Here is a 24,420-nt window from a genome sequence, read left to right on the forward strand (position 1 = left end):
AATTTCCGCAGAATCCTCAAAACGCGATCCCCAACGAGAAATGCAGGCGCAGGTCGCGTTCGCGCTGGCCGTAGGCCACGTCCAGGAACAGCGGGCCGGCCGGCGTGCGCACGCGGGCGCCGACGCCGTAGCCGACCGACATCTTCATGTCGCCAAAAGACTCCGCGGCGTCGCCCGCGTCGACGAATACGCCCATGCCCCAGCGTTCATCGAAGTAATGGTCGTATTCAATGCTGCCGACGAGCAGCGTGGGCGCGCCCACGACCGCGTTGTCGCGATGCACGCCGATGCTCTGGTAGCGGTAGCCGCGGATGGAACGCGCGCCGCCGGTGCGGAAGCCGAAATCGTCGGGCACCTGCACATCGCCGTTGGACCACACCCGCCCGACCTCGGCGCGGATCATCAGCACGTCCAGCTTGCCGATCGGCCACCATTTCTGGCCGCGCAGCCTCAGCCGGGTGTAGGGCTCGCCCGTATCCAGCGTGACGCCGACGCCGCCGCCCACGGAAATCAGGTTGCCTTCGCGCGGGTCGTATTTGTTGTCGACGTCGCGGCGCAGCCATTCGGCGGTGAGCGTCGCCGTGGGCAGCGTGAAGCTGTCGCCGCCGTCGATCTTGACGTGATCCTGCGCCAGCAGCGCGCCCCAGCGCGTTTCGTATTCGACCCGGCTGTCGCCCGCCCCCTTGCGTTCCTGGGAGCGCGTGGCGCCCAGCGCGTAGCGGGTGACTTCCAGGCCCTGGATGTCGGAACGGTCGGCCAGGATCCCGACGGAATCGCGGTATCCGCGTTCCGTGGGCGGCAGGAGGATATCCAGGAAGGCGCGTTGGCGCAGGCGGTCGACACCGAAGCCGGTTTCCATGGTGACGGGCTGGCCGAACACCACGTTCTGGCGATACAGGGACTCCACGCGCACGCCGGCCTCGTCGTCCACGCCGATCGAGGCGGAAAAACGCTTGGGCGGCGCTTCGACCACGCGCACCTGCACCGGCAGCGTGACTTCGCCGTCGGAATCGAACTGGGCCGGCGGCGGCGGCATGCCGCCCGATACCGTCGGATCTCCGGCCGGCGCGGCGGCCGCAGCGTCTTCGGAACCCGGCGCGCGCGCGCGGTCGGAAATGGGGTCCGTGGGCTGCTGCGTGTCGCCGGGCTGCTCCAGCGACACGAACGCGCCCCGGAAGAAGGCGGTGGACTGCAGGTCCTGCTGCCACTGGTCCAGACGGTTCTGGTCAAAGGCCGCGCCCACGTTGTAGCGGACGTAGCGGTCGATGAGCGTTTCCGGCACGCGCTTGAGCCCGGTCGTGTTGAGTTCGCCCATGCGGACTTGCGGCCCGCTGTCGATCGACACGTGCAGGCTGGCGGTGGCCTTGTCGGCGTTGATGTCGGCCCGGGAAGACGTCATGCGCGCCAGCAGGAAGTCGCGCGTGGACACGTCGTCCAGCAGCGTCGCCTTGGCCCGGTTCCAGTCGCTGTTGATGAACGGCTGCCCTTCCTTGAGCCGCCAGTCGTCGCGCAGCCGCTGCACGCGCTGCGCATATTCGGGGCGCGTGATGCGGCCCGAAAATTCCAAGTTGACGGACTCCACGACCGTGCGCTTACCCGGCACGATGGCGATGTCCCAGGTTTCGCCGCCGATGTCGGTGCCGGCTTCCAGCGTGACCTTGGGCGAAAAATAACCCTGGGTGGCCAGGGCGGCCAGCGTCGCGTCGCGCGCGCGCCGGCGCAAGCGGTTGATTTCACCGCCGTCCTGGTCTTCCGCCAGCCGCGCGATCGCGTCAACGGCCTGGGTGATCGCCTGCAGCGCCGCAGGAGGCACGCCCCCGGGGTCCACGATGATTTCCGGGCGCTTGGCCAATGCGTCGCCCGCCATCACGCACAATCCTGCCAAGAAGGCGCGGGCAGCCCACCGCATGCTTCAGTGCGGTTGCTGCACGACGATGGAGGGGAATTTCCCGGCCATATCGCGCGGCAGTGCGGCAACCCCGGCCGCCAGCTTTCTTGCGATGGCGCGATACAGGGCTGCGGCCTCGCTGCCCGCATCCGACACGACCGTCGGGGTGCCGGCATCGGTCTGCTCGCGGATCGCAAGGGTCAGCGGCAGGCTGCCGAGCCACGGCGTCTGGTATTGCTCGGCCATGCGCTGGCCGCCGCCCTCGCCGAAGATGTGCTCGGCGTGCCCGCATTGCGAGCAGATGTGGATGGCCATGTTCTCGACCACGCCCAGGATGGGCACTTCCACCTTCTGGAACATGCGCAGGCCCTTGCGGGCGTCGAGCAGCGCGACGTCCTGCGGCGTCGTGACGATGACCGCGCCGACGACCGGCACCTTTTGCGCCAGGGTCAGCGCCACGTCGCCCGTGCCGGGCGGCATGTCGACGATCAGGTAGTCCAGATCGCGCCAGTTGGTCTGGCGCAGCAGCTGTTCCAGCGCCTGCGTGACCATCGGGCCGCGCCAGATGGCGGGCGAATCGGCATCAATCAGGAAGCCGATGGAATTGGCCTGCAGGCCGTGGCCGGTGAGCGGCTCCATACTCTTGTTGTCCAGGCTCTCGGGACGGCCCGAGATGCCCAGCATCGTCGGCACGCTGGGGCCGTAGATGTCCGCGTCCAGCAGGCCGACCTTGGCGCCTTCGGCCGCCAGGGCCAATGCCAGGTTCACGGCCGTGGTGCTCTTGCCCACGCCGCCCTTGCCGGAGGCCACGGCAATAATGTTGCGCACGTTGGGCAAGGGCTTCAGGCCCTTCTGCACCGCATGGGCGGCGACCTTCCAGGTGACGGATACCTGCGCGTCGGTCACGCCCGCCTGGGCCAGGGCCCGGACGGCGAGATCGCGGATCTGTTCGCGGACGGCGTCGGCGGGATAACCCAGCTCCAGCGCCAGCGCGACTCGGCCGCCACTCAGCTGAATGTCACGATCTTTTACAGAAACACCCAAATCCAAACCGGTATTCGGGTCTTGCACGGCGCGCAGCGCAGCGCGGATGTGTTCTATCGTTATACTCATGTCACTATGGTTCCGTAGGCAGCGCGGTTCGAAGGGCCGCCATCCCCTCAAGGATAGCGGATACACGGGAACCTTTCGCTGCGTTTTGCATCCGACATTCATGACCAACACACTTATCCGCTTCTTTCGTGCCGTCCTATTCGCCGCCCTGGCCCTGATCGGCATGGCGATGGCGCTGGTGTTCATGCTTTCCACGGCAATCGCCGTGGCGATCCTGTACGTGGTCGCCAAGGTCCGCGGCAAGCCCTTCGGCGTTCGCGCCTATTGGAGCCAGCGTCAGGGTGCCCGTCCGGGCCCCTTCCAATCCGCCAGCGCCCCGTTCGCCACGCAACCGCGCGGCGACGTCATCGACGTCGAGGCCCGCGAAATCCGCTGACGGCGGTTTTCCACCGTGCTTGCGCCGCCACCGGCGCAAGCTGGCCGTTGCGTACCGCGCAATTGCGGCCCCAACCGCCCCGGCCCCACCCTCAACCCGCCTGATTCGCGCCGCCGCGATGGGCGGGTTGCGTTGTTTCCGGCAGGGCGCAAGCAAGTCCGCGCGCTTGCCCTAAAATGGCCGGCCATATCCTTTTTCCCCTCAACCCTCTGTCGACAACCATGTCTCGCACCCTTTTTGTCACCACTGCGCTGCCCTACGCCAACGGATCTTTCCACATCGGCCACATCATGGAGTACATCCAGGCCGATATCTGGGTTCGTTCGATGCGAATGGCGGGCCACACGGTGCATTTCGTGGGTGCCGACGACGCGCACGGCGCGCCGATCATGCTGAAGGCTGAGAAAGAAGGCATTACGCCCCAGGCGCTGGTCGCCCGCTATGCGGCCGAGCGGCCGCAATACCTGAACGGCTTCCACATCCGTTTCGACCACTGGCACTCTACCGATTCGGCCGAGAACGTCGCCCTGTCGCACGACATCTATCGCGCACTGAAGGCCCAGGACCTGATCGAAACGCGCTCCATCGAGCAGTTCTACGATCCGGTCAAGGGCATGTTCCTGGCCGACCGCTACATCAAGGGCGAATGCCCCAAGTGCCACGCCAAGGACCAGTACGGCGATTCCTGCGAGGTCTGCGGCGCGGTCTATGCGCCCACCGAACTGATCAACCCCTATTCCGCGCTGACCGGCGCCACGCCCGTCCTCAAGTCGTCCGACCACTTCTTCTTCAAGCTGTCCGATCCGCGCTGCGTGGAATTCCTGCAGCAATGGACCACCGGCTCGAACAAGCAGGGCAGCAAGCACCTGCAGCCTGAAATGCTTGCCAAGACGCGCGAGTGGCTGGGCGCCGAAGACGGCGAGGCCAAGCTGGGCGACTGGGACATCTCGCGCGACGCGCCCTATTTCGGCATCGAGATCCCGGACGCGCCGGGCAAGTACTTCTACGTGTGGCTGGACGCGCCGGTGGGCTACCTGGCGTCGCTGAAGTCGTACTGCGAAGTCAAGGGCATGGATTTCGACGCCCTGCTCGACCCCAACGGCGACACGGAGCAGGTCCACTTCATCGGCAAGGACATCGTGTACTTCCACGCGCTGTTCTGGCCCGCGATGCTGAAATTCGCCGGACGCAAGACGCCGGACGCCGTCAACGTGCACGGCTTCATCACCGTCAGCGGCGAAAAGATGTCCAAGAGCCGCGGCACCGGCATCTCGCCGCTGCGCTACCTGGAAATCGGCATGAACGCCGAATGGATGCGCTACTACATCGCCGCCAAGCTGAACGCGCGGGTCGAAGACATGGACTTCAACCCCGAGGACTTCATCGCGCGCGTCAACAGCGACCTGGTCGGCAAGTACGTCAACATCGCCAGCCGCGCCGCCAGCTTCATCACGAAGCACTTCGACGGCGTGCTGGGCTACTCGGGCGACACCACCGCGCTGGCCGCGGAATACGCCGAACAGGCCGAATCCATCCGCGCCGCGTTCGAAGCGCGCGAGTACAACCGCGCCATCCGCGAAATCATGGCCTATGCCGACCGCATCAATCAGGCGTTCGACACCGCGCAGCCGTGGGTGCTGGCCAAGGGCATCGCCACCGCCGACGACGCGCAGAAGGCCGCGCTGCAGGACATCTGCTCGCGCTCGCTGGCCGGCTTCAAGGCCCTGTCCGTGATGCTGGCGCCGGTGCTGCCGGCGCTGGCCGAACGCGTGGCCCTGGAGCTGTTCGGCGCCCAGGCGCCGTTCACCTGGGCCGACGCCTCGGTGCTGCCGCAGCGCGTCGCGCCGTTCAAGCACCTGATGCAGCGCGTCGAACCGCAGATGCTCGAAGACCTGTTCGAGCCGCCCGCCGCGCCCGTCGTGGTGCCTGGCGGCGAACCGCTGGCCGACACCATCTCCATCGACGACTTCGCGCGCGTCGACCTGCGCATCGCGCAGATCGTCAACTGCGAGCATGTCGACGGTTCCACCAAGCTGCTGCGCCTGACGCTGGACGTGGGCGAAGGCCGCCACCGCAACGTGTTCTCGGGCATCAAGTCGGCCTACAAGCCGGAAGACCTGATCGGCAAACTGACGGTCATGGTGGCCAACCTGGCCCCGCGCAAGATGAAGTTCGGCGTATCCGAAGGCATGGTGCTGGCCGCCAGCCATGCAGACGAAGCCGTCGACGCCGGCATCTACGTGCTTGAGCCCTTCCCCGGCGCCAAGCCCGGCATGCGCGTGCGCTGATCCGCCTGACGCCTCAAGCAAAAGAGCCCGCATCGCGGGCTCTTTTTTTGTTTGCGGAACAGGCTAGGCGTTGCTGGGCGCCAGCGCCGGGTCCAGCGAGACGCGCTCGTCGAACACGAAGCACTTGCCTTCGTAGCCCGGGCCGCCAGTTTCCTCGAAGTATTTGAGGATGCCGCCGTCGAGCTGGTAGACATTCTGGATGCCGGCCTCGTTCATGTAGATGGCGGCCTTTTCGCAGCGGATGCCGCCGGTGCAGAAACTGACCACCGTCTTGCCTTCAAGCTGCGCGCGGTTCGCCTGCACCGCGTCGGGAAACTGCGTAAAGCGGTCGATACGCCAGTCGATGGCGTTCTTGAACGTGCCCTCGTCCACCTCGAAGGCGTTGCGCGTGTCCAGCATCACCACCGGGCGGCCGGCATCGTCGGCCCCCTGCTCCAGCCAGCGCGCCAAGGTTTGCGCATCGACGCCCGGCGCGCGGCCCGCGGCGGGACGTATCGCCGGATGGTTCATCCGGATGATCTCGCGCTTGATCTTGACCAGCAGCTTGCGGAACGGCACGTCGCCGCTGTAGCTGAACTTGACCTCCAGGTCGGCGAAGCGCGCGTCGGCGCGCAGTTCCAGGAGGAACGCGTCGATCGCGTCGGCCGCGCCCGCCAGAAACAGGTTGATGCCTTCCTCGGCCAACAGGATGGTGCCTTTGAGCCCGGCGTCGCCCGCCAAGCCCAGCAGGCGGGTGCGCAATTCAGGCAGGGAATCCAGCGGAACGAACTTGTAGGCGGCGATATTGACGACGGGAGTCATGGCAAAGCGGTGAAAAACGGGCGGCGAAGCCCGTAATAGTAATCGCTGGGCGCCCCGACCCGCCCGCGCCCCTGCTTGAGGAAGCTCAACGGCTGACGACTTCCTGCTCGATCACGGCGTCCAGCACCCAGCGCACCGACGAGGCGTCGGCAGGCGGGTTGGGGTCGTGGACTTCGACCACGCGCAGGCGGTAGCGCACGCCCGGCTGGAAATTGAAGCCGGTGATTTCGCCATACCAGAACTGCCAGGGTTGCGAGGCGCTGTCCCGGACCTGGTAGCACATGGCGCGGCCCGCGCCGGCGCTGCAGGGCACCCGCTCAGAATTCACGTAGACCAGCTTGGAGGGGCCGCGCTGGCCGCCGGCGACGGGGTCGACCCGGCGGCCAAAATCCAGCGTGTCGCCGGTGCTGAGCTTCCAGGTCATGCGCTGCGGGTTGTTGGTGTTGTCCACCGAACTGGCGGTGATGCGCGTGAGGCTCGCCAGGAAGTCGCGCTCCAGCGCCATGGCCTGCGGCGCGCAGGCCATTCTTGTGGATACGGGCTCCGAACGGACGATAAGCAGGCCGTTGGCGATCGTGTAGGGCGCGTTGAACTGGTTGCAGCCGGCAAAGCCCATCATGCGCGGCGAGCCCTGTTCATGGATGAACGCCACGGTAATGGGCCGAGTGGTCGACGATGGGTGCGGCACGGGGCGCAACCCGCCCCCTGGCTGCGTCCAGCGGGCCAGGTCCCAGCTGGTCTGCACCAGCATGTCGGAGGCGGACGCGGGCTGGAAGCGCGGATCCTGCCCGTCGGCGGCGCGCATTGGCGGCGACGAGCAGGCCGCAAGGCCGACGAACAGCAGGCAGGGCGCCAGCCGGCGCCAGGAAGCGGGAAAGGGCATGCGTGCCTCGAAGACAGTCTGGACGCGGAAAGGATCAGGGCGTGGGCGGGTCCTGGCGGCGTTCGAACTCCAGGACGTCGCCGCCGCGCAGATTGAAGGTCAGGTGCCGCGGCGCGCCGCCGCTGTCCAGCGTGAACGTATCAATGACGCCCAGGCCGCGCAGGTAGTCGGCCTCGAGCCTGGCCCGTTCGGGCGGATTGCAGGCCATGCGGGTCATGGCGGGCGCGTCGATGAACAGCTTGCCGCGTTCCAGCTTGTAGGTGCCCCGGTATCGGTTGCAGCCCGAGAAGCCGTTGACCTGGTACTGCTTGCCCTGCGCCAGGAAGGTCAGCCGAATGGGTTCGCCGTTATCGCCGTGGGGGATGTCCCGCAGTGCGCCGCCGGCTTGCGTCCAACGGACGAGTTCCCAACTGGTCTGCGCCAGCGAATCCGCGCTGCTTGCGGCGTTGGCCGCGGCTGCGCCTTCCGGGCGAGCCCCGCCGATTGATCCGGCGCAACCGGCCAGTGCCGCGGTCAGCACTCCCAGGCAGAGCAATCGGCTACGCGTGGACAGGAAGTTGGGCATGGGCGGGACTCCAGGATGATTCGCAACCTTCGTACTGTAACCGGCATCGGCGCGGCGGGCGATTTTCTCCGCCCTACAGCCGAATCCGAAAGCAGCACGAGCAAGCCGCGTTCCTACCTCCGATGGCGCGGCGTGCTGCATCGAAAGCCGCATGGCGGGCGCCTTCTGCTGCGCGCAGAATCATCGGCAGTGGGTGACTCCGGCCGGATCAGAAATACAGGGAAAGAGGAGCGGAGCACGCAACGTCGTCAAGCGCAAGTGTCCGGCCCATCGGGCCATAGAAGAATATCTACCGGGGAGACACGCAATGGGCTTCTTGAGAACGTTACTGGCGCTGTCGGTGGTGCTCGACCACCTGGGCGGCGGCTATGGCGATCAACTGGTGGGCGGCCGGCTGGCGGTGCAGCTTTTCTACGTGATCTCGGGCTTTCTGATTTCCTATGTGCTGACGGCGACGGACCACTACCAGGGCGCGGTGGGCAAGTTCTACGCGAACCGCTTCCTGCGGCTGTTCCCCATCTACCTGGCCGTGGCGGCCCTGACGCTGACCGCGCACATCGTCAGCGGCGGCTCCTTCTTCCGCATCTACGAGTCCCTGCCCTTCAGCGCCGAACTCTTCCTGGTGCTCTCCAATATTTTCATCTTCGGCCAGGACTGGCTGATGTTCTTCGGCATCCGCGATTCCGCGCTGGCGTTCACGGGCAGCTTCGCCAACAGCGACGTGCCGCTCTACAAGGGTCTGCTGGTGCCCCAGGCCTGGACCCTGGGCGTGGAAATGAGCTTCTACCTGGTGGCGCCGTTCGTGCTGCGATCGCCGCGCCGGCTGCTGGCCCTGCTGGCTGCGTCGCTGATCTTGCGCGCCATCCTGATCGCGACCGGCGTCGGCCGGTCCGATCCCTGGACCTATCGCTTCTTTCCCACGGAGCTGGCGCTGTTCCTGATCGGCTCGCTGTCGCACCAGGTGCTGCTGCCACGCATGAAGGCCTGGACGCAGCGCGTGAAGCGCCTGCCCGAGTTGGGCACGGCCATCCTGTTCGCTTACATCGTGGTGCACTTCTCGATCGGCATCAATCCCACAGTGCGCGATGGCATTGCGGTCCTTCTGTTCGCCGCGCTGCTGCCGCTGGCGTTCCTGTTCCAGTCGCGGCACAAACTGGACAAGGCGATCGGCGAACTGAGCTACCCGCTCTACATCTGTCACATGCTGGTGATCATGGCGTTCAGCTGGCTCATGCACGGCCTGCAGGAACATCAGCCGATGCTGTTCGCAGCCATGGCGATCACGGGCTGCATCGGCGTCTCGGCGGTCCTGAACTATTTGATCGCGGATCCCCTGGAGCGCCTGCGCAGCCGCCTGCGCACGGATGGGGGCCGCGGCGCGGCACAGCCTGCGGCCGACTCCCGCCCGCGGCCTCAGGTGCCGGTCGAACCCATGGGGACTATTCGCCGCGTGCCTTGATGTACGCGGCCAGCACCAGCTCGATCTGGCGCTTTTCCTGTGAGCTTAGGCGGGCGTAGGTAGCGTAGGAGACCGTTTCGAACGGCCACGCAGGCTGCATGGTGAAAGGACCCATGCCGCTTGCGCCATCGCCGTCCTGTACGGATTCCAGCATCGGGCCTTCGCCCGTGCTGAGCCAAAGCGGATTGACGCGCAGCGCGCGCGTCAGCTTGATGAGGGCGTCACTGGAGGGCTGCTGGCGCTGCCCGCTTTCGTAGTTGCCGATGGCGCTTTGCGACAGGTTGCTTGCGACCGCCAAGTCCTTTTGAGTCCATCCCTGAAGCATTCTTGCGTTGCGCAGACGATGGCTAAACGTGTCCAATCGATCAACCCGAGACATTTAATATGAATGTATTTATTTGATTAAAGCATCTCAATTCTGCTGCCAAACAAACGGATTACACCCCAATTTCCGGGCTAATCCGTAAATCGCGGCCCGCCCCGCGCGACCGCGCATCCGCCGGGTCCGCCGGCATCGCACGCCGCGCAAGTCTGCGCCATAAAAGCCATAACTATCATCGACTTGCAGCGCGGCGCCCTGCCAGGCAGCGACCCGCCCGGCATCCCCCGCATGAGGCCCGGGCAACAAAAAAGACGGATGAGTTTATGGGAATACTGACCGGCAAAAACAAAATAATGTATCGGTAATACATAATATTTTGTTGATGCAGACGACGAAACAAACAGCGTTTCAATGCTCTTGGGACCATTTGGCCGTCTATTTCTGTTACCAGCAGAAACTATCGAAACGTATCTTCACAAAAAAACACGCCCGTGTTTAAATGAAACACGGGCGTGACCTCAGCGCCAACAAGGGCCGGCAACGGCCTGGTCCTGCGGGCTCGGCAGCCCGCTCCGGCGGCGCCAGCGGCGCGCCGCCTCATTGGAAGCATCAATGAACAACACGCTGGATGTCATATTTCTTGGCAGTGACAACGCCAGGCATGCCAGACTGGTGGAAGGGCTTTCCCACCTGGGATTCAACGTCCGCCGCTGCCACGACCTGGTCGATGTCTACGACAGGTTTTCCCGCCGGCCCAGCCCGCTGGTGGTGCTGGAAGCGCCGCTTACCGATGTCCACAACGCTGCCGTGCGCCTGCGGGCCGTGGACCGCAGCCTGGGCATCGTCGCCATCGCAGATTTCGCCGACTCCGAAAGCCGGATCCGTACCCTGCTGTGCGGCGCGGACGCCTGCCTGCCTCCCGAAGTGACGGGGCTTGAACTGGCGGCCGTGCTCCAGGCGCTGGTCAGGCGGGCCGTCGGCCTGGACGGCATGGACCCTGCGTCGGATCCGCAGGCCGCGGAAGAGCCCTCCCAGGAAGGCTGGCGGCTGGCCAACAAGGGCTGGACGCTGATCAGTCCCAAGGGCCGGACGCTGGGGCTGACGACGGGCGAGCGGGACTTCCTGTCCCGGCTGGTTCGCGCGCCCGACCGCAAGGTCAGCCGCGATGCGTTCATCGCCGATGGCGCCGACGAGGCCGACAGCGGCATCACCCGGCGCCGGTTCGTGGACGTAATGATCAGCCGCCTGCGCCGCAAGGCCGCGGCCAATCAGATGACCCTGCCGATACGGGCTGTACACGGATGGGGCTACATGTTCGCGGCCGACATCACACTGGATCTGGACTATCGGGTATCGGCGGCAGACGGCCGCTCGGAAGGCCAGGAGGCCTGGCGCGGCGAAGCGCAGGACGCGAGCGCGCCGGCCTAGCCGCGGCGCCTTGCGCCCAGGCGCGCCGAGGAAGCGCGCCAGACGAAAAAAACGCGGCGCTGCCCCCGAAGGGTAAGACGCCGCGCTAAAACAACACGTGAGCCTGGAGTCATCGGCCGGCACCGATGCCTTCTACCTGGATCACGCGATTCCAACATTCGTGCCTCATACTACTCACGCACGGTCCGACCGTGGACCCGCGCCGGGTCTCTAGTCCCTACGCAGGCTGCAACGTGATCAACGCCTGGCAACTTGTCCACCCTGACTGCTGGCGGGCTTATATGCCATATCAGCGGTGTTCCTTCCGGATAGCCGCCTGATGCGGAAAGTTTAGGACCTCGGGCGAGTTTCCAGTAATTCTTTGTTGATAGTCTTCCATACCTATTTGATATAGGAAGCGCGTGCGTCCCATGCCCCTGCCCCGACCCAATCTGCGCCACCGCCTTCGCAAAATCCTGGCGTTTTTTCCTCCCAACTGGTGCCTGGCCATCCTGGTGGCGCTGGACGGCTACGCGTTCATGCATCCCGTGCTGCGAGAGGTCCGCGCGCGTGAATATTCATTCTGGCTGGCTCTGGACAACTGGCATGAAATCATGCGCGTGGTCGGCCTGCTGGAGATCCCGCGCCTGGTGCTGGGCGTGGGCCTGCAGGTGATCGCCCTGGGCCTGATCCTGAAGGCCCGGATCGCGTGGGCGTTTTCGCTGGTGCTGCTGATCGGTGTGGGCACCTTCGCCATCCTTGGCGACGGCGGGCGGGCCGGGCTGGGCATCTACACGCTGATCCTCGTGATCGCCCTGGTGGCCTATTGGCGGCGCTTCGACCGCGCCAGCGTCACCGCCGGGTCGCTCTTCGCGCTGGTCAGCGTGCTGTCGCTGCTGATCTATGCCGTGTTCGGCACCCTGTACCTGGGCAACGAATTCAATCCGCCCATCCTCGACGCCGGCACGGCGCTCTACTTTTCCATCGTCTCCATGTCCACGGTGGGCTATGGCGACATCACGCCGCACAGCGGCACGGCGCGGCTGTTCACCGCGTCGATTATCATCCTTGGCATTACCGTGTTCGCCACGTCCGTCAGCGCGATCGCCGGACCGGTGATCGGCGGCAACCTGAAACGGCTCGTAAAAGGCAGGTTTTCTTCCGCCATGAGAAAGAATCACATCATCATCGCCGGCGCGACGCCGCTGGCCCAGAGCGTCTACCAGGGACTGCGCGGCCGCAACGAAGAGGTCACCGTCATCGTGCCGACCGGCATGGCGCACGATTACCCCGCGGCCACCGACCTGATCGAAGGCGATCCCTCCAGTGTCGACGTTCTGCACCAGGCCGGCGTGACGCGCGCGCGCTATGTGCTGGCGCTGCGCGACGACGATGCCGAGAACGCGTTCATCGTGCTGGCGGCCAAAGAGGCCGCGGGCGCCGACGGCGCCAAGACCGTCGCGCTGGTCAACACCAGCAAGCATCTCGAAAAGATCCGGCGCGTGCAGCCCGATCTGGTGTTTTCGGTGCAACTGCTGGGCGCGGAGCTCCTGACCCGCGCGATCAACGGCGAGCCCATGGACAGCCAGGCCATCACGGACCTGTTCTTCGCCAAGCCTTCATCCAGCGCCAAGGTTGCTTGATTCCGGCCGCTTCGCGCCAGGAGGCGGCGCATGCCCGGCATACCAGTGCAGGAACTGCTCCGACGGCATGGGACGCGCGAACAGATAGCCCTGGATGAGGGCGACGCCACGCCTGACCAGGTAGTTGAACTGCAGTTCGGTTTCGACGCCTTCGGCCAGCACCGCCAGGCCCAGACGATGGCCGAGGGTGATGATGACGTCCAGCACCGGCGCGTCTTCGCCGGAGGGCTGGATCGCATGGACGAACCCCTGGTCGATCTTCAGGTAGTCCACCGGGAACTGCTGCAGGTATGACAGCGAGCAGTGCCCCGTTCCGAAGTCGTCGATGGCCACGAGCACGCCTTGCGCGCGCAGCGCGTCGATATTGCGCCGCGCCTGTCCGTCGTCGGTGATCAGGCTGCGTTCCGTGATTTCCAGCACCACCACGGGCTGGCGCGCCGAGACGTTCTGCACGAAGCGCTCGATATCGGGTACCAGCTCGGGGCTGGACAGATGCTCCGCGGCGATGTTGATGCCGACATGAAACCCGGGCGGCGTGGTCCAACTGCGCATGTCGCGTTCGATGAGCGCGAAGAGATGGCGAGTAAGCGCGATGATCATCCCGTCCTCTTCAGCGGCCGCGATGAAGATGTCCGGCCGCACGTAGCCCACGCCGGGGCGCTGCCAGCGCATCAGGGCCTCGACGCCCTCGCACTGGCCCGTCGCCTGGCCATAGATCGGCTGGTAATGCACCTGGAACTCGTCCGCGCGCATGGCGCGCCGCAGCAGTTCCTTGAACGATCGGCGGTTCGCCTGGAGCCTGTACGCCCCGACGGCAAGCCCGAGGCCAAGCAGCGCTGCCGCCGGCAGATACGTCAGCATCAGTTGCTGCCAGGCCTGCACGAGGTCCTCGGGTGGCGCCTTGACGCGAACGATCAGGGGAGCGCGCCCGTCATGGTTCGTGGTTTCGCTGTACACGAGCGAGCTGGGCGCGTCCCACGGCCCCTGGGAATCGCTGCGTATGGGCGCCCCGCCCTCGCCCACCTGCAACTCGATGCGGTAGTCGCGCAGGGTGGCCACGGCGTTCAGCAGATCCTGCACATAGCGCCCGTCGACCACCACCACGCCGCTATGTCCGTCAGTCCCGGACCTGCCCAGCAGGATGGCGGGGCGTTCCGGCGCCAAGGGCGTGCCGTCCACGGTGAACAGCCAGCCGCCCGGCGACAAGCTGCCCGACCATCGCCGGAATTCCGAGACCGAGTAGTCGGCCTTTCCTACCGCGGAAGAGCAATAGATACGGTCGTCGCGCAGCAGGATCAGCGAACGGAAATAGGGGTTGAGCGTGCCCCAGCGCTGCAGGTCGGGAAGCGCCTGCTCGCACGGCACCGCCGTCAGCGCGGCAACCCGGTCCAGGACCTCCCAGGCCTGCGCCAGGATGTGCTGCGTCTGCGCCCGCACGATGCGGGCGGCCGACTCGGCTTCCTCGCGTTGCGCCTTCTGGGCATGCCACCAGGTCAGTCCGGCGCAGGCCAGTACCGGGAGCGACAGAGCCAGCGCCACAGGCAGGTAGCGCCACGACGGTACGCGTTCCATCAAGGCCAATGTCGGCAAAGTCCCCCCGCTGGAGTATGGTCCGGTTTTCGTACGCCCAACGGGACGATGGGACACCAAGCGCGGCCCAACGTCAAGAAGCGCGTGTCCGTGGCCGGCGGACCGTCAAGGCGCGAGCAGCTCGCAGATCATCTCGACATGGGCCTGGCGCCGGTCGGCCAGCAGCATGCCGCCCTCTGGATCATGCAGCGCCGCCATGACCACCGTATGGACCACGGGGGCCAGCAGCAGCCAGGGGTGGTCCAGGGCCACGCTGTCGCGGCACACCCCGCGCTGGCGCGCCAGCGCCAGCAGGCGGGCAAGATCGGCCAGGTTGGCTGCCGCGGTTTCCTGGCGCCAGCGCGCGGCCACGTGCGGCACCCGGCCGCTTTCGGCCAGCAGCAGGCGCAGCGTGCTGATCATGGCCGGGTTGGCAAGGCTCTGGTGCAGATGGTCGGCAATGCATTCGGCCATGTCGCGGGCCGTTGCGGCCCCATCAGCAATGGCTTCGACGTCCAGGCGCGACGGGCTCAGGTTGCGCTCAAGCAGCGCGACGAAAATGGCTTCCTTGCTAGGGAAGTGGGCGTACAGCCCCCCCTTGGACAGGCCGGCTCGAAGGGCGATGTCGTCCATGCGGGCGCCAGCGTAGCCCGCCTGCGAAAACTCCTGCAGTGCGGCGTCCAGGATCTGCCCTACCCGCACGACCGGTGGAAGACGAATGCGCTGTCTGTCCATCTCTGCTGCTCCCGTTTCGATGTCCAGCCATTACAAACCGACCAGTCAGTCGTTAACTTGACCGAGGTCAAGGAATGTCTGAGTCCGCTTGGGCAGAATAAGCGCATGCCCCTGGTGCCGGAAGCCGGTCCGGGCTAGCAGGTCACAAGCCTGCTCCGTCCCGGATGCTCCCGCCCCCCTTGCGCTGGAGAACTGCCGCATGACTGCCCCTGCGTTTACCGCCAAAATCGCCGCGCGATTGGCCCCAGCCGCCCTGGCGGCGCTGCTGGCCGCCGGCTGCACCTCGCTTGCCCCCGATTACGAGCGCCCCGCGCTCCCGGTGCCGGCGGTGTATCCCGGGGCGGGCCATCCCGCGGCGGGCCAACCCCAGGGCCCCGCGCAAGACGCCACGGCGGCCCATATCACCTGGCAGTCCTACTTCACCGACCCCGCGCTGCAGGGCCTGATCTCCACCGCCCTGGAAAACAGCCGCGACCTGCGCGGCGCCTTGCTGCGGGTGGAAGAGGCCCGCGCCCTGTACGGCATCCAGCGCGCGGACCAGTTCCCCTCGGTAGGCGCCCAGGCCGACGGCTCCCGCTCCCGCGTTCCCGGCGACCTGAACCTCACGGGCCAGCCGCTGGTGTCGAGCCAATACCAGGTAGGCCTGGGCATGGCGAGCTGGGAACTGGACTTCTGGGGCCGCGTGCGCAGCCTGTCCGACGCCGCGCTGCAGAACTACCTGGCCACCGAGGCGGCAGCCCAGGCCGCCACGCTCAGCCTGATCACGCAGGTCGCCGACAGCTACTTGACGCTGCGCGAACTGGACGAACGCCTGGAACTGACGCGCGAGACCATCGCTTCGCGCGCGGAATCGCTGCGCATCTTCCGCCGCCGCTTCGAAGAAGGCGCGATCTCCAAATTGGACCTGACGCAGGTGGAAACGCTGTGGCAGCAGGCCAAGGCGCTGGGCACCGAACTGGAGCGCACCCGCGCCGCCCAGGCCCACGCGCTGGAACTGCTGGTGGGCGCGCCCCTGAACCTGTCTCCTGACCAGACCCGGCTGAACGACGAGGCCGTCATGCACGCCCTGCCGGCCGGACTGCCGTCCGATCTGCTCACCAACCGGCCCGACATCGTCGCCGCCGAGCATCAGCTAAAGGCCGCCAACGCCAATATCGGCGCGGCCCGCGCCGCGTTCCTGCCCAGCATCACGCTGACCGGCGCCTTCGGCACTGCCAGCGCTGAGCTGGATGGCCTGTTCGCTGGCGGCAGCCGCGCCTGGAACTTCGCCCCCAGCATCAACCTGCCAATCTTCGACGCGGGCCGCCGCCAGTCCTCGCTGGACCTGACCGAAGCGCGGCGCGACCTGGCCATCGCGAACTACGAGAAGACGATTCAGACCGCCTTCCGCGACGTGTCCGACGCGCTGTCGACGCGCCGCTGGCTGGCCGAGCAGGTGGACGTGCTGCGCGCCACCGTGGCCGCCCAGGCCGAACGCGAGCGCCTGGCCCAGTTGCGCTACGACCACGGCGCCTCGCCCTATCTGGAAGTGCTGGACGCCAAGCGCGACCTGCTGGCCGCGCAGCAGCAACTGGTGGAGACGCGCCGGGCCCTGCTTTCCAGCCGCGTCGGCCTGTACGCCGCGCTGGGCGGGGGCACGCAGGCGCCGCCGGCCGCCCCCGACACACCCCGCAGCTGACCGAACAGAAAAGACCAAGGACCCGCCACCATGCGCCTGCCCACCCGAAAACTGATTCCCCTGCTTGCCGTCCTGGCCGTCGCCGCTGCGGGCTGGTACGGATGGCGCCTGATGGCCGACACCGGCCCCGGCGAAGGCTTCGTCAGCGGCAACGGCCGGATCGAGGCCACCGAGATCGACGTTGCCACCAAGCTGGCCGGCCGCGTGCAGGAGGTGCTGGTCATCGAGGGCGACTTCGTGTCCGCCGGCCAGCCGCTGGCGCGGATGCAGGTCGACACGCTGCAGGCGCAGCGCGAGGAAGCGCGCGCCCAGCACCAGCAGGCGATCAACAGCGCGGCCAGCGCCGCCGCCCAGGTCGCGCAGCGCGAAAGCGACAAGCTGGCGGCCGACGCCGTGGTCGTGCAGCGGGAAAGCGAGCTGGACGCGGCGCGCCGCCGGCTCGCCCGGTCCGAGACACTGTCCAAGGAAGGCGCGTCCTCCATCCAGGAACTGGACGACGACCGTGCCCGCGTACGCAGCATGCAGGCGGCGGTGAACGCCGCGCGCGCCCAGGTGACGGCCGCCGCGTCCGCCATCGACGCGGCACGCGCCGCCCAGATCGGCGCGCAGTCGGCCATCGCCGCGGCCCAGGCCACCGTTGCGCGCATCGACGCCGACATCGCCGACAGCGAACTGCGCGCCCCGCGCGCCGGCCGCGTGCAGTACCGCGTGGCGCAGCCCGGCGAAGTGCTGGGCGCCGGCGGCAAGGTGCTCAACATGGTGGACCTGGCCGACGTCTACATGACGTTCTTCCTGCCCGAGCAGGCCGCCGGCCGGGTTGCGCTGGGCCAGGACGTGCGCATCATCCTGGACGCCGCCCCCGAATACGTGATCCCCGCCAAGGTGTCTTTCGTGGCCAGCACGGCGCAGTTCACGCCCAAGACCGTCGAGACCGCCAGCGAACGGCAGAAGCTGATGTTCCGCGTGAAGGCGCAAATCAGCCCCGAACTGCTGCAGCAACACCTCAAGCAGGTCAAGACCGGCCTGCCGGGCGTGGCGTGGCTCAAGCTGGACGCCGCCGCCCAATGGCCCGCCAATCTTGAAGTCAGGGTGCCCTGATGAACACCGCGCCCGTCGTCTCGCTGTCCGACGTGAGCCTGCGCTACGGCGCAGTGCAGGCGCTGGACGGCATCACGCTGGACATCCCGGCGGGACGCATGGTGGGCCTTATCGGGCCGGACGGCGTGGGCAAGTCGAGCCTGCTGGCGCTGATCGCGGGCTCGCGGGCGGTGCAGCAGGGCAAGGTCGTCGTGCTGGACGGCGACATGGCCAGCAGCCGGCACCGTGACGACGTCTGCCCGCGCATCGCCTACATGCCGCAGGGCCTGGGCAAAAACCTCTACCCCACGCTGTCGGTGGAAGAAAACCTGCAGTTCTTCGGCCGCCTGTTCGGTCACGACGCGGCTGAGCGCCGCCGGCGCATCGACAGTCTGACGCGCAGCACCGGCATGTCCGCCTTCCTGTCGCGGCCGGCGGGCAAGCTGTCGGGCGGGATGAAACAGAAGCTGGGACTGTGCTGCGCGCTGATCCACGATCCAGACCTGCTGATCCTGGACGAGCCCACCACCGGAGTGGACCCGCTGGCGCGCGCGCAGTTCTGGGATCTGATCAACGAAATCCGCAAAGAACGCAGCGGCATGAGCGTGATCGTAGCGACCGCCTACATGGACGAAGCGCAGCGCTTCGACTGGCTGATCGCCATGGACGACGGCCGCGTGCTGGCCACCGGCACCCCAGCGGAGCTGACGCGGCGCACGGGAGCCGAAACGCTGGAGGCCGCGTTCATTGCGCTGCTGCCCGAAGAAAAGCGGCGCGGACACAAGCCCGTGGAAATCGTGCCGCTGGCGCTGGACGATGACGCCGAAATCGCCATCGAGGCGCACGACCTGACCATGCGCTTCGGCGACTTCGTGGCGGTGGACCATGTCAACTTCCGCATCCGGCGCGGCGAGATATTCGGCTTCCTGGGTTCGAATGGCTGCGGCAAGTCGACCACCATGAAGATGCTGACCGGCCTGCTGCCCGCCAGCGAGGGACAGGCCTGGCTGTTCGGCAAAGAGGTCGACCCGCGCAACATAGATACGCGGCGCCGCGTGGGCTACATGTCCCAGGCGTTTTCGCTGTACGGCGAACTGACCGTGCGGCAGAACCTTGTGCTGCACGCGCGCCTGTTCCACGTTCCCGAGGCCGACATACCCGGGCGCGTGGACGAAATGGTGAGCCGCTTCGACCTGGCCGACGTACTGGACACGCTGCCGCAGAACCTGCCCATGGGCGTGCGCCAACGCCTGTCGCTGGCGGTGGCCATGGTGCACAAGCCTGAACTGCTGATCCTGGACGAGCCGACCTCGGGCGTGGACCCGGTCGCGCGGGACGGCTTCTGGCGCCTGCTGATCGCGCTGGCCCGGCAAGACCAGGTCACGATCTTCATCTCGACCCATTTCATGAATGAAGCCCAGCGCTGCGACCGCATGTCGCTGATGCACGCGGGCAAGGTTCTGGTCAGCGCGTCGCCCGACGAGATCACCCGGATGCGCGGCGCAAAGACGCTGGAAGAAGCGTTCATCGCCTACCTGATCGACGCGGGCGCCGGCACGGCCGCCGAGGCCGGCGCGGCGCCCCCGGCCGAAATCCCGTCCACGCCGCCGGAGCCGCCGCGGCGCGGCTTCAGTATCGGGCGTGCGCTGAGCTATGTGTGGCGCGAATCCCTGGAACTGCGGCGCGACCCCGTGCGCGCCACGCTGGCGCTGATGGGATCGCTGCTGCTGGTGTTCGTGATGGGCTACGGCATCAGCCTGGACGTCGAGGACCTGCGCTACGCCGTCATGGACCGCGACCAGACCAGCCTGAGCCAGAACTACAGCCTGAACCTGTCCGGCTCGCGCTACTTCATTGAAAGGCCGCCCATTTCCGATTACACCGACATGGACGCGCGCATGCGCAGCGGCGAGCTGTCGCTGGCAATCGAGATCCCGCAGGGCTTCGCGCGCGACGTGCAGCGCGGCAAGAATGCGCAGATCGGCGTCTGGATCGACGGCGCCATGCCGCAGCGCGCCGAGACCATCCGCGGCTACGTGATGGGCATGCACCAAGGCTGGCTGGCGCAGCAGGCCCGCGAAAAGCTGGGCCTGGACGCGACGTCCGCCGTCAGCGTGGAAACGCGCTTCCGCTACAACCCGGACGTGCGCAGCCTGCCCGCCATGGTGCCGGCGGTGATCCCCCTGCTGCTGCTGATGATGCCGGCCATGCTGACCGCGCTGGCGGTGGTGCGGGAAAAGGAGCTCGGCTCGATCATCAACCTATACGTCACGCCGGTGACGCGGCTGGAGTTCCTGCTGGGGAAACAGGCGCCGTACGTGGCCCTGGCCATGCTGAATTTCCTGCTGATGACCCTGCTGGCCGTCACGCTGTTCGGCGTGCCCATTACCGGCAGCTTTGTGACCCTGCTGGCGGCCGCGCTGATCTACAACGTGGTGGCCACCGCGATCGGGCTGCTTGCGTCTACATTCACGCGCAGCCAGATCGCGGCGCTGTTCTTCACCATGATCGGCACCCTGGTGCCCGCCGTGCAGTTCGCGGGACTGCTCAATCCGGTCTCGTCGCTGGAAGGCGGCGGCAGGCTGATCGGGCAGATCTATCCCGCCACTCACATGCTCACCATCAGCCGCGGCGTGTTCAGCAAAGCGCTGGACTTCCACGACCTGCAAGGCTCGTTCTGGCCGCTGCTGATCGCGATTCCCGTCATCCTGGGCGCCTCGGCGCTCCTGTTGAAGAAGCAGGAGACCTGACATGCGGCATCTGGCCAACATCTACCGCCTGGGCGTCAAGGAACTCTGGAGCCTGGCGCGCGACCCGATGATGCTGATCCTGATCCTCGTGTCGTTCACGCTGATGATCTACACGGCGGCCACGGCCGTGCCCGAGACGCTGCACAACGCGCCCATCGCGGTGGTGGACGAAGATAATTCCCCGCTGTCGGCCCGCATCGCCTCGGCCTTTTATCCGCCGCACTTCACGCCGCCGCAGATGGTCGTCTCGGCCGAGGCCGACGCGGGCATGGACGCGGGGCGCTACACCTTCTCGGTCAACATCCCGCCCAACTTCCAGCGCGACGTACTGGCCGGCAGGCCCGCGGAGATCCAGCTGAACGTGGACGCCACGCGGATGAGCCAGGCCTTCACGGGCAGCAGCTACATCCAGCAGATCATTACCGACGAGATCAACGAATTCGCGAAGCGCTACCGCGCGGCGACCGAACTGCCAGTGGACCTGGCCGTGCGCATGCGATTCAACCCAAACCTAACCCAGTCCTGGTTCGGCGCACTGATGGAGATCATCAACAACGTCACGATGCTGTCCATCATCCTGACCGGCGCCGCGCTGATACGCGAGCGCGAGCACGGGACCATCGAACACCTGCTGGTCATGCCCGTCACCCCCACGGAAATCATGGTCGCGAAGGTGTGGTCCATGGGGCTGGTCGTATTGGCGTCCGCTGGGCTATCGTTGACTTTCGTGGTGCGGGGCCTGCTGCACGTGCCGATCGAAGGATCGGTGGCGCTTTTCCTGGCCGGCGTGGCGCTGCACCTATTTGCCACGACTTCCATGGGCATCTTCATGGCCACGCTCGCACGCAGCATGCCGCAATTCGGCATGCTGCTCGTACTAGTGCTGCTGCCCCTGCAAATGCTGTCCGGCGGCACCACACCCCGCGAAAGCATGCCGGAATTCGTGCAGAACATCATGCTGGCGGCCCCCACCACCCACTTCGTGGAGCTCGGCCAGGCCATCCTCTATCGCGGCGCGGGCATCAGCGTCGTATGGCAACCTTTCCTGGCGCTGGCGCTGATCGGTTCAGTCCTGTTTGCGCTATCCCTCGCGCGCTTTCGCAAGACCCTCAGCCAGATGGCTTGAGGCCAGTTTGTATTCGTTTCCCCTTACCACTCTTTTAAAAGGACGGATGATGAAGAAGACCAATGCCTCCACGCCCCTGGGCCTCGTCGGCGCCAATGCCGCCTATTGCCAGCGCCTTGCGCTGCTTGCGCAGGAAAGCCAGCAGCGCTGGATCGAATTGGGCCAGCGCCTGGCCAGCGACAGCACCAGCCAGTATCTGGCCACCCTGGCCCCCTTGAAACCCGCCGGCAACTGGCAGGAGCTGGCGCCTGCGATGGGCGAACTGACGCGCAAACGCTGGCAATGCCAACTGGAAGCCAGCCAGGCCCTGACTCACGCCGCGCTGCAGGAGCAGGCCGAGATCGCCGCCGGCCTGGGCGAAGCGATGAGCGAATGGTTCAAGAACGCGACCAGCGCGGGCGTGGCCATCAATGAGTCGCCCCTGACGCAGATGTGGTCCGCCATGACGAACCAGATGTCGGCGGCCTGCTCGGCCATGCGCGACGCCAGCCAACCGGGTGGCCATCATGACGGCTAGGCGCACGGCCCTCATCACCGGGGGGGCCGGCTGCCTGGGCCGCGCCATTGCGGTGGCGCTGCACGACGCCGGCCACGACGTCATCGTCACCTACCATTCCAGCGAAAGCGCCACGCGCGACTGGATCAACGAGGAAGCCGCCAAGGGCCGCAAGTTCGACATGTACAAGGTGGACGTGGCGGACTTCGATTCCTGCCAGGCGCTGGTCCGGCGGCTTGAAGATGACGGGCGCCAGATCGACATCCTGGTGAACAACGCCGGGATCACCCGCGACGCCAGCCTGCGCAAGATGTCGGCCGAAAACTGGGCCGAGGTCATGCACAGCAATCTGGACTCCATGTTCAACATGACGCAGCCGCTGTGCGGTCCCATGGCGGATCGGGGCTGGGGCCGCATTGTGAATATCTCGTCGGTGAACGGCAGCAAGGGCGCGTTCGGCCAGACCAACTACGCCGCCTCGAAGGCGGGCATACACGGCTTCACCAAGTCGCTGGCGCTGGAGCTGGCCAAAAAGGGCGTCACGGTGAACACCGTATCGCCGGGCTATCTGGCCACGCGCATGGTGCAGGCCGTGCCGGAGGAGGTGCTCAACGAGAAAATATTGCCGCAGATACCGCTGGGCCGGTTGGGCCAGCCCGAGGAAATCGGAGCGCTGGTGGCTTTCATCTGCAGCGACGCCGCCGGCTTCATGACGGGCAGCAACATCGCCATGAACGGCGGTCAGCACATGTATTGACCGCCGGCGCCCAGTCGATGGCGCCGCGCTGGTTGTCCTACCCTCAGAACCTAGGTGCAACCCGCCAGATAAAACACTGTACGAAACACAAAGTAACGGGTTAACCCCATATTGTTGGGCGGTTCGCCGCCTCGTATATTTGCATCCACTCGATCAGGATTGGATGCAATTTTTTTTCTTGGTATCCATTCCCTGTCCCGGTACGCGCCAGAAGCCGCCGCTCCTGGCATTTCAAGCATTGCCGGCGCCAACACGCACCAGACGCGGGTCCGGCAGTCCTCCGAGGGGAAACACCATGCAATTCAACGTTCGTCCGCTAGTTGCCGCCACCTTCCTCGTACTGTCGCTGACCGGCGCAGGCGCGCAGGCGCAGGAAACCGTGAAGATGGGCGCCGTGCTGTCGCTGACCGGCGCCAACGCCACCGTGGGCGAGGACGTGCGCCGCGCCGTCGACCTGGCCGTCGAAAAGGTCAATGCCGACGGCGGCGTCATGGGCAAGAAGTTCGCCGTGGTCATCGAAGACTCCGGCGGCAACCCGACCACCGCACTGAACGCCGCCCGCAAGCTGGTCAGCGTGGACAAGGTGCCGGTGGTGATCGGCGAATACTCGTCGGGCATCTCCATTCCGCTGGGCCAGTACCTGGTGAAAGAAGGCGTGACCCACATCAACATCGCCAGCACCAGCGTGAAGATCCGCGACCTGGGCGCGACGTCCTTCAACCTGATCGGCCTGGAAGACAAGGGCAACAAGTTCTCAGCCAAGGACACCTGGGACCAGGGCTACCGCAACGTGGCGATCATTGCGCCCAACAACGCCTACGGCCAGGGCGTGGCCCACGGCTACAAGGAAGAATTCGAGAAGCTGGGCGGCAAGATCGTGACCGAGGTGCTGTACACCGCCGGCCAGTCCACCTACCGCCGTGAGCTGCAGCAGATGTCGCGCAGCAACCCCGACGCCTACATCTACACCGCCTACGGCCAGGAGTCCGCGGTTATCAACCGCGAAGCCTTCGAACTGGGCCTGCGCAAGACGCCCTGGTACGGCATTCTGCTGAGCATGTGCCTGAGCGACACGCCGGCCGACATCGCCCAAGGCCAGATCGGCATGGAAGTCGGTTCGGTGCTGGGTCCGAAGGGACGCGAGTACGCGGAAGCGTTCAAGGCCCGCCACAAGGAAGGCTTCAAAACCTCGTACACCGGCTACGCCTACGACGCCGTGCTGCTGACCGCCGCCGCGATGAACCAGGCCAAATCGACCGCCCCGGCCGACATCCAGGCCGCGCTGACCCAACTGGGCCAGAAGGGCTACGAAGGCGTCACCGGCTTCATCAAGTTCGATAGCGACCGCCAGCGCATCGACCCGCCTTACGCCAAGCTCAAGTCCGACCAGGGCAAGATCGTGGTCCGCTGATAAGGCCTTGGCCGGGCCCGCCGGGGAGCGGGTCCGGCTCTTTTTTCCGCCGCGCGGTGCCTTGATGCGGCGGGGG

General features: G+C 66.3%; 20 protein-coding genes. 12 read left to right on the forward strand and 8 right to left on the reverse strand.

The window, feature by feature from the left end; translation table 11 throughout:
• Positions 1-16: 16 nt before the first annotated feature.
• Positions 17-1,909: an autotransporter assembly complex protein TamA gene (locus KYC_RS22365; protein WP_043519087.1), complete on the reverse strand. Its 1,893-nt coding sequence runs from the start codon at positions 1,907-1,909 to the stop codon at positions 17-19.
• A 3-nt stretch (positions 1,910-1,912) separates the two neighbouring features.
• Positions 1,913-3,001: an iron-sulfur cluster carrier protein ApbC gene (gene apbC, locus KYC_RS22370; RefSeq protein ID WP_008166738.1), complete on the reverse strand. Its 1,089-nt coding sequence runs from the start codon at positions 2,999-3,001 to the stop codon at positions 1,913-1,915.
• A 100-nt stretch (positions 3,002-3,101) separates the two neighbouring features.
• On the opposite strand from apbC, the gene KYC_RS22375 reads away from it, so the two are divergent.
• Both KYC_RS22375 and metG read left to right on the forward strand, forming a co-directional pair.
• Positions 3,102-3,377, forward strand: coding sequence for a hypothetical protein (locus KYC_RS22375; RefSeq protein ID WP_008166740.1), 276 nt, complete (start codon positions 3,102-3,104; stop codon positions 3,375-3,377).
• A 221-nt stretch (positions 3,378-3,598) separates the two neighbouring features.
• Positions 3,599-5,665 carry a methionine--tRNA ligase gene (gene metG / locus KYC_RS22380; protein ID WP_008166742.1) on the forward strand — a complete coding sequence of 689 codons (2,067 nt, stop codon included), beginning with the start codon at positions 3,599-3,601 and terminating at the stop codon, positions 5,663-5,665.
• A gap of 63 nt (positions 5,666-5,728) precedes the next feature.
• On the opposite strand, the gene KYC_RS22385 is transcribed toward metG, so the two are convergent.
• The 3 genes from KYC_RS22385 to KYC_RS22395 form a co-directional block, all read right to left on the reverse strand.
• Entirely contained in the window at positions 5,729-6,466 is a 738-nt protein-coding gene (locus KYC_RS22385) for a sulfurtransferase (protein WP_008166743.1), read from the reverse strand.
• A gap of 85 nt (positions 6,467-6,551) precedes the next feature.
• Complete coding sequence (locus tag KYC_RS22390) at positions 6,552-7,349, reverse strand: META and DUF4377 domain-containing protein (RefSeq protein WP_008166744.1); 798 nt, start codon at positions 7,347-7,349, stop codon at positions 6,552-6,554.
• A 34-nt stretch (positions 7,350-7,383) separates the two neighbouring features.
• Positions 7,384-7,914, reverse strand: a complete 531-nt coding sequence (locus tag KYC_RS22395) for an META domain-containing protein (RefSeq protein ID WP_008166745.1) — start codon at positions 7,912-7,914, stop codon at positions 7,384-7,386.
• Between the two features lie 307 nt (positions 7,915-8,221).
• Between KYC_RS22395 and KYC_RS22400 the strand changes: the two genes are divergently transcribed.
• A complete protein-coding gene (locus tag KYC_RS22400; RefSeq protein ID WP_008166746.1) occupies positions 8,222-9,373 on the forward strand; it encodes an acyltransferase family protein in 1,152 nt (383 codons plus the stop codon).
• Here the strand turns inward: KYC_RS22400 and KYC_RS22405 are convergent.
• Positions 9,354-9,752 carry a helix-turn-helix domain-containing protein gene (locus KYC_RS22405; protein ID WP_081478095.1) on the reverse strand — a complete coding sequence of 133 codons (399 nt, stop codon included), beginning with the start codon at positions 9,750-9,752 and terminating at the stop codon, positions 9,354-9,356. The genes KYC_RS22400 and KYC_RS22405 overlap by 20 nt on opposite strands.
• A 555-nt stretch (positions 9,753-10,307) precedes the next feature.
• Here KYC_RS22405 and KYC_RS22410 point away from each other — a divergent pair.
• Both KYC_RS22410 and kch read left to right on the forward strand, forming a co-directional pair.
• Complete coding sequence (locus KYC_RS22410; RefSeq protein WP_008166750.1) at positions 10,308-11,123, forward strand: response regulator transcription factor; 816 nt, start codon at positions 10,308-10,310, stop codon at positions 11,121-11,123.
• Positions 11,124-11,533: 410 nt separating this feature from the next.
• Positions 11,534-12,745 (forward strand): voltage-gated potassium channel protein, encoded by a 1,212-nt coding sequence (gene kch, locus KYC_RS22415; protein ID WP_008166753.1) that lies wholly within the window; start codon positions 11,534-11,536, stop codon positions 12,743-12,745.
• On the opposite strand, the gene KYC_RS22420 is transcribed toward kch, so the two are convergent.
• A complete protein-coding gene (locus KYC_RS22420; RefSeq protein WP_008166755.1) occupies positions 12,722-14,317 on the reverse strand; it encodes an EAL domain-containing protein in 1,596 nt (531 codons plus the stop codon). The genes kch and KYC_RS22420 overlap by 24 nt on opposite strands.
• 123 nt (positions 14,318-14,440) lie before the next feature.
• On the reverse strand, positions 14,441-15,049 hold the full coding sequence (locus tag KYC_RS22425) for a TetR/AcrR family transcriptional regulator (protein WP_008166757.1): 609 nt from the start codon (positions 15,047-15,049) through the stop codon (positions 14,441-14,443).
• A 199-nt stretch (positions 15,050-15,248) separates the two neighbouring features.
• Here KYC_RS22425 and KYC_RS22430 point away from each other — a divergent pair, with 199 nt between their 5' ends.
• The 7 genes from KYC_RS22430 (at position 15,249) to KYC_RS22460 (ending at position 24,344) form a co-directional block, all read left to right on the forward strand.
• Positions 15,249-16,727 carry an efflux transporter outer membrane subunit gene (locus KYC_RS22430; RefSeq protein ID WP_008166759.1) on the forward strand — a complete coding sequence of 493 codons (1,479 nt, stop codon included), beginning with the start codon at positions 15,249-15,251 and terminating at the stop codon, positions 16,725-16,727.
• Positions 16,728-16,757: 30 nt separating this feature from the next.
• Positions 16,758-17,825 carry an HlyD family secretion protein gene (locus tag KYC_RS22435; protein WP_008166761.1) on the forward strand — a complete coding sequence of 356 codons (1,068 nt, stop codon included), beginning with the start codon at positions 16,758-16,760 and terminating at the stop codon, positions 17,823-17,825.
• The gene (gene rbbA, locus KYC_RS22440) at positions 17,825-20,554 is read left to right on the forward strand and encodes a ribosome-associated ATPase/putative transporter RbbA (RefSeq protein WP_008166762.1); all 2,730 of its coding nucleotides are present in this window, start codon (positions 17,825-17,827) and stop codon (positions 20,552-20,554) included. Before KYC_RS22435 ends, rbbA begins: the two co-directional genes overlap by 1 nt.
• A gap of 1 nt (position 20,555) precedes the next feature.
• On the forward strand, positions 20,556-21,680 hold the full coding sequence (locus KYC_RS22445; protein ID WP_008166764.1) for an ABC transporter permease: 1,125 nt from the start codon (positions 20,556-20,558) through the stop codon (positions 21,678-21,680).
• A 49-nt stretch (positions 21,681-21,729) separates the two neighbouring features.
• Positions 21,730-22,197: a hypothetical protein gene (locus KYC_RS22450; protein ID WP_043519099.1), complete on the forward strand. Its 468-nt coding sequence runs from the start codon at positions 21,730-21,732 to the stop codon at positions 22,195-22,197.
• On the forward strand, positions 22,187-22,933 hold the full coding sequence (gene phbB, locus KYC_RS22455) for an acetoacetyl-CoA reductase (RefSeq protein ID WP_008166767.1): 747 nt from the start codon (positions 22,187-22,189) through the stop codon (positions 22,931-22,933). Before KYC_RS22450 ends, phbB begins: the two co-directional genes overlap by 11 nt.
• A 295-nt stretch (positions 22,934-23,228) precedes the next feature.
• The gene (locus KYC_RS22460) at positions 23,229-24,344 is read left to right on the forward strand and encodes an ABC transporter substrate-binding protein (protein WP_008166768.1); all 1,116 of its coding nucleotides are present in this window, start codon (positions 23,229-23,231) and stop codon (positions 24,342-24,344) included.
• Positions 24,345-24,420 lie beyond the last annotated feature (76 nt).

The organism is Achromobacter arsenitoxydans SY8 (assembly GCF_000236785.1).
GTDB classification, from domain to species: domain Bacteria; phylum Pseudomonadota; class Gammaproteobacteria; order Burkholderiales; family Burkholderiaceae_B; genus Achromobacter; species Achromobacter arsenitoxydans.

Coding starts and splice junctions, on each gene's coding strand:
- KYC_RS22365 (WP_043519087.1), bottom strand. CDS start 1,909: ATGCGGTGGGCTGCCCGCGCCTTCTTGGCAGGATTGTGCGTGATGGCG.
- apbC (WP_008166738.1), bottom strand. CDS start 3,001: ATGAGTATAACGATAGAACACATCCGCGCTGCGCTGCGCGCCGTGCAA.
- KYC_RS22375 (WP_008166740.1), top strand. CDS start 3,102: ATGACCAACACACTTATCCGCTTCTTTCGTGCCGTCCTATTCGCCGCC.
- metG (WP_008166742.1), top strand. CDS start 3,599: ATGTCTCGCACCCTTTTTGTCACCACTGCGCTGCCCTACGCCAACGGA.
- KYC_RS22385 (WP_008166743.1), bottom strand. CDS start 6,466: ATGACTCCCGTCGTCAATATCGCCGCCTACAAGTTCGTTCCGCTGGAT.
- KYC_RS22390 (WP_008166744.1), bottom strand. CDS start 7,349: ATGCCCTTTCCCGCTTCCTGGCGCCGGCTGGCGCCCTGCCTGCTGTTC.
- KYC_RS22395 (WP_008166745.1), bottom strand. CDS start 7,914: ATGCCCAACTTCCTGTCCACGCGTAGCCGATTGCTCTGCCTGGGAGTG.
- KYC_RS22400 (WP_008166746.1), top strand. CDS start 8,222: ATGGGCTTCTTGAGAACGTTACTGGCGCTGTCGGTGGTGCTCGACCAC.
- KYC_RS22405 (WP_081478095.1), bottom strand. CDS start 9,752: ATGTCTCGGGTTGATCGATTGGACACGTTTAGCCATCGTCTGCGCAAC.
- KYC_RS22410 (WP_008166750.1), top strand. CDS start 10,308: ATGAACAACACGCTGGATGTCATATTTCTTGGCAGTGACAACGCCAGG.
- kch (WP_008166753.1), top strand. CDS start 11,534: ATGCCCCTGCCCCGACCCAATCTGCGCCACCGCCTTCGCAAAATCCTG.
- KYC_RS22420 (WP_008166755.1), bottom strand. CDS start 14,317: ATGGAACGCGTACCGTCGTGGCGCTACCTGCCTGTGGCGCTGGCTCTG.
- KYC_RS22425 (WP_008166757.1), bottom strand. CDS start 15,049: ATGGACAGACAGCGCATTCGTCTTCCACCGGTCGTGCGGGTAGGGCAG.
- KYC_RS22430 (WP_008166759.1), top strand. CDS start 15,249: ATGACTGCCCCTGCGTTTACCGCCAAAATCGCCGCGCGATTGGCCCCA.
- KYC_RS22435 (WP_008166761.1), top strand. CDS start 16,758: ATGCGCCTGCCCACCCGAAAACTGATTCCCCTGCTTGCCGTCCTGGCC.
- rbbA (WP_008166762.1), top strand. CDS start 17,825: ATGAACACCGCGCCCGTCGTCTCGCTGTCCGACGTGAGCCTGCGCTAC.
- KYC_RS22445 (WP_008166764.1), top strand. CDS start 20,556: ATGCGGCATCTGGCCAACATCTACCGCCTGGGCGTCAAGGAACTCTGG.
- KYC_RS22450 (WP_043519099.1), top strand. CDS start 21,730: ATGAAGAAGACCAATGCCTCCACGCCCCTGGGCCTCGTCGGCGCCAAT.
- phbB (WP_008166767.1), top strand. CDS start 22,187: ATGACGGCTAGGCGCACGGCCCTCATCACCGGGGGGGCCGGCTGCCTG.
- KYC_RS22460 (WP_008166768.1), top strand. CDS start 23,229: ATGCAATTCAACGTTCGTCCGCTAGTTGCCGCCACCTTCCTCGTACTG.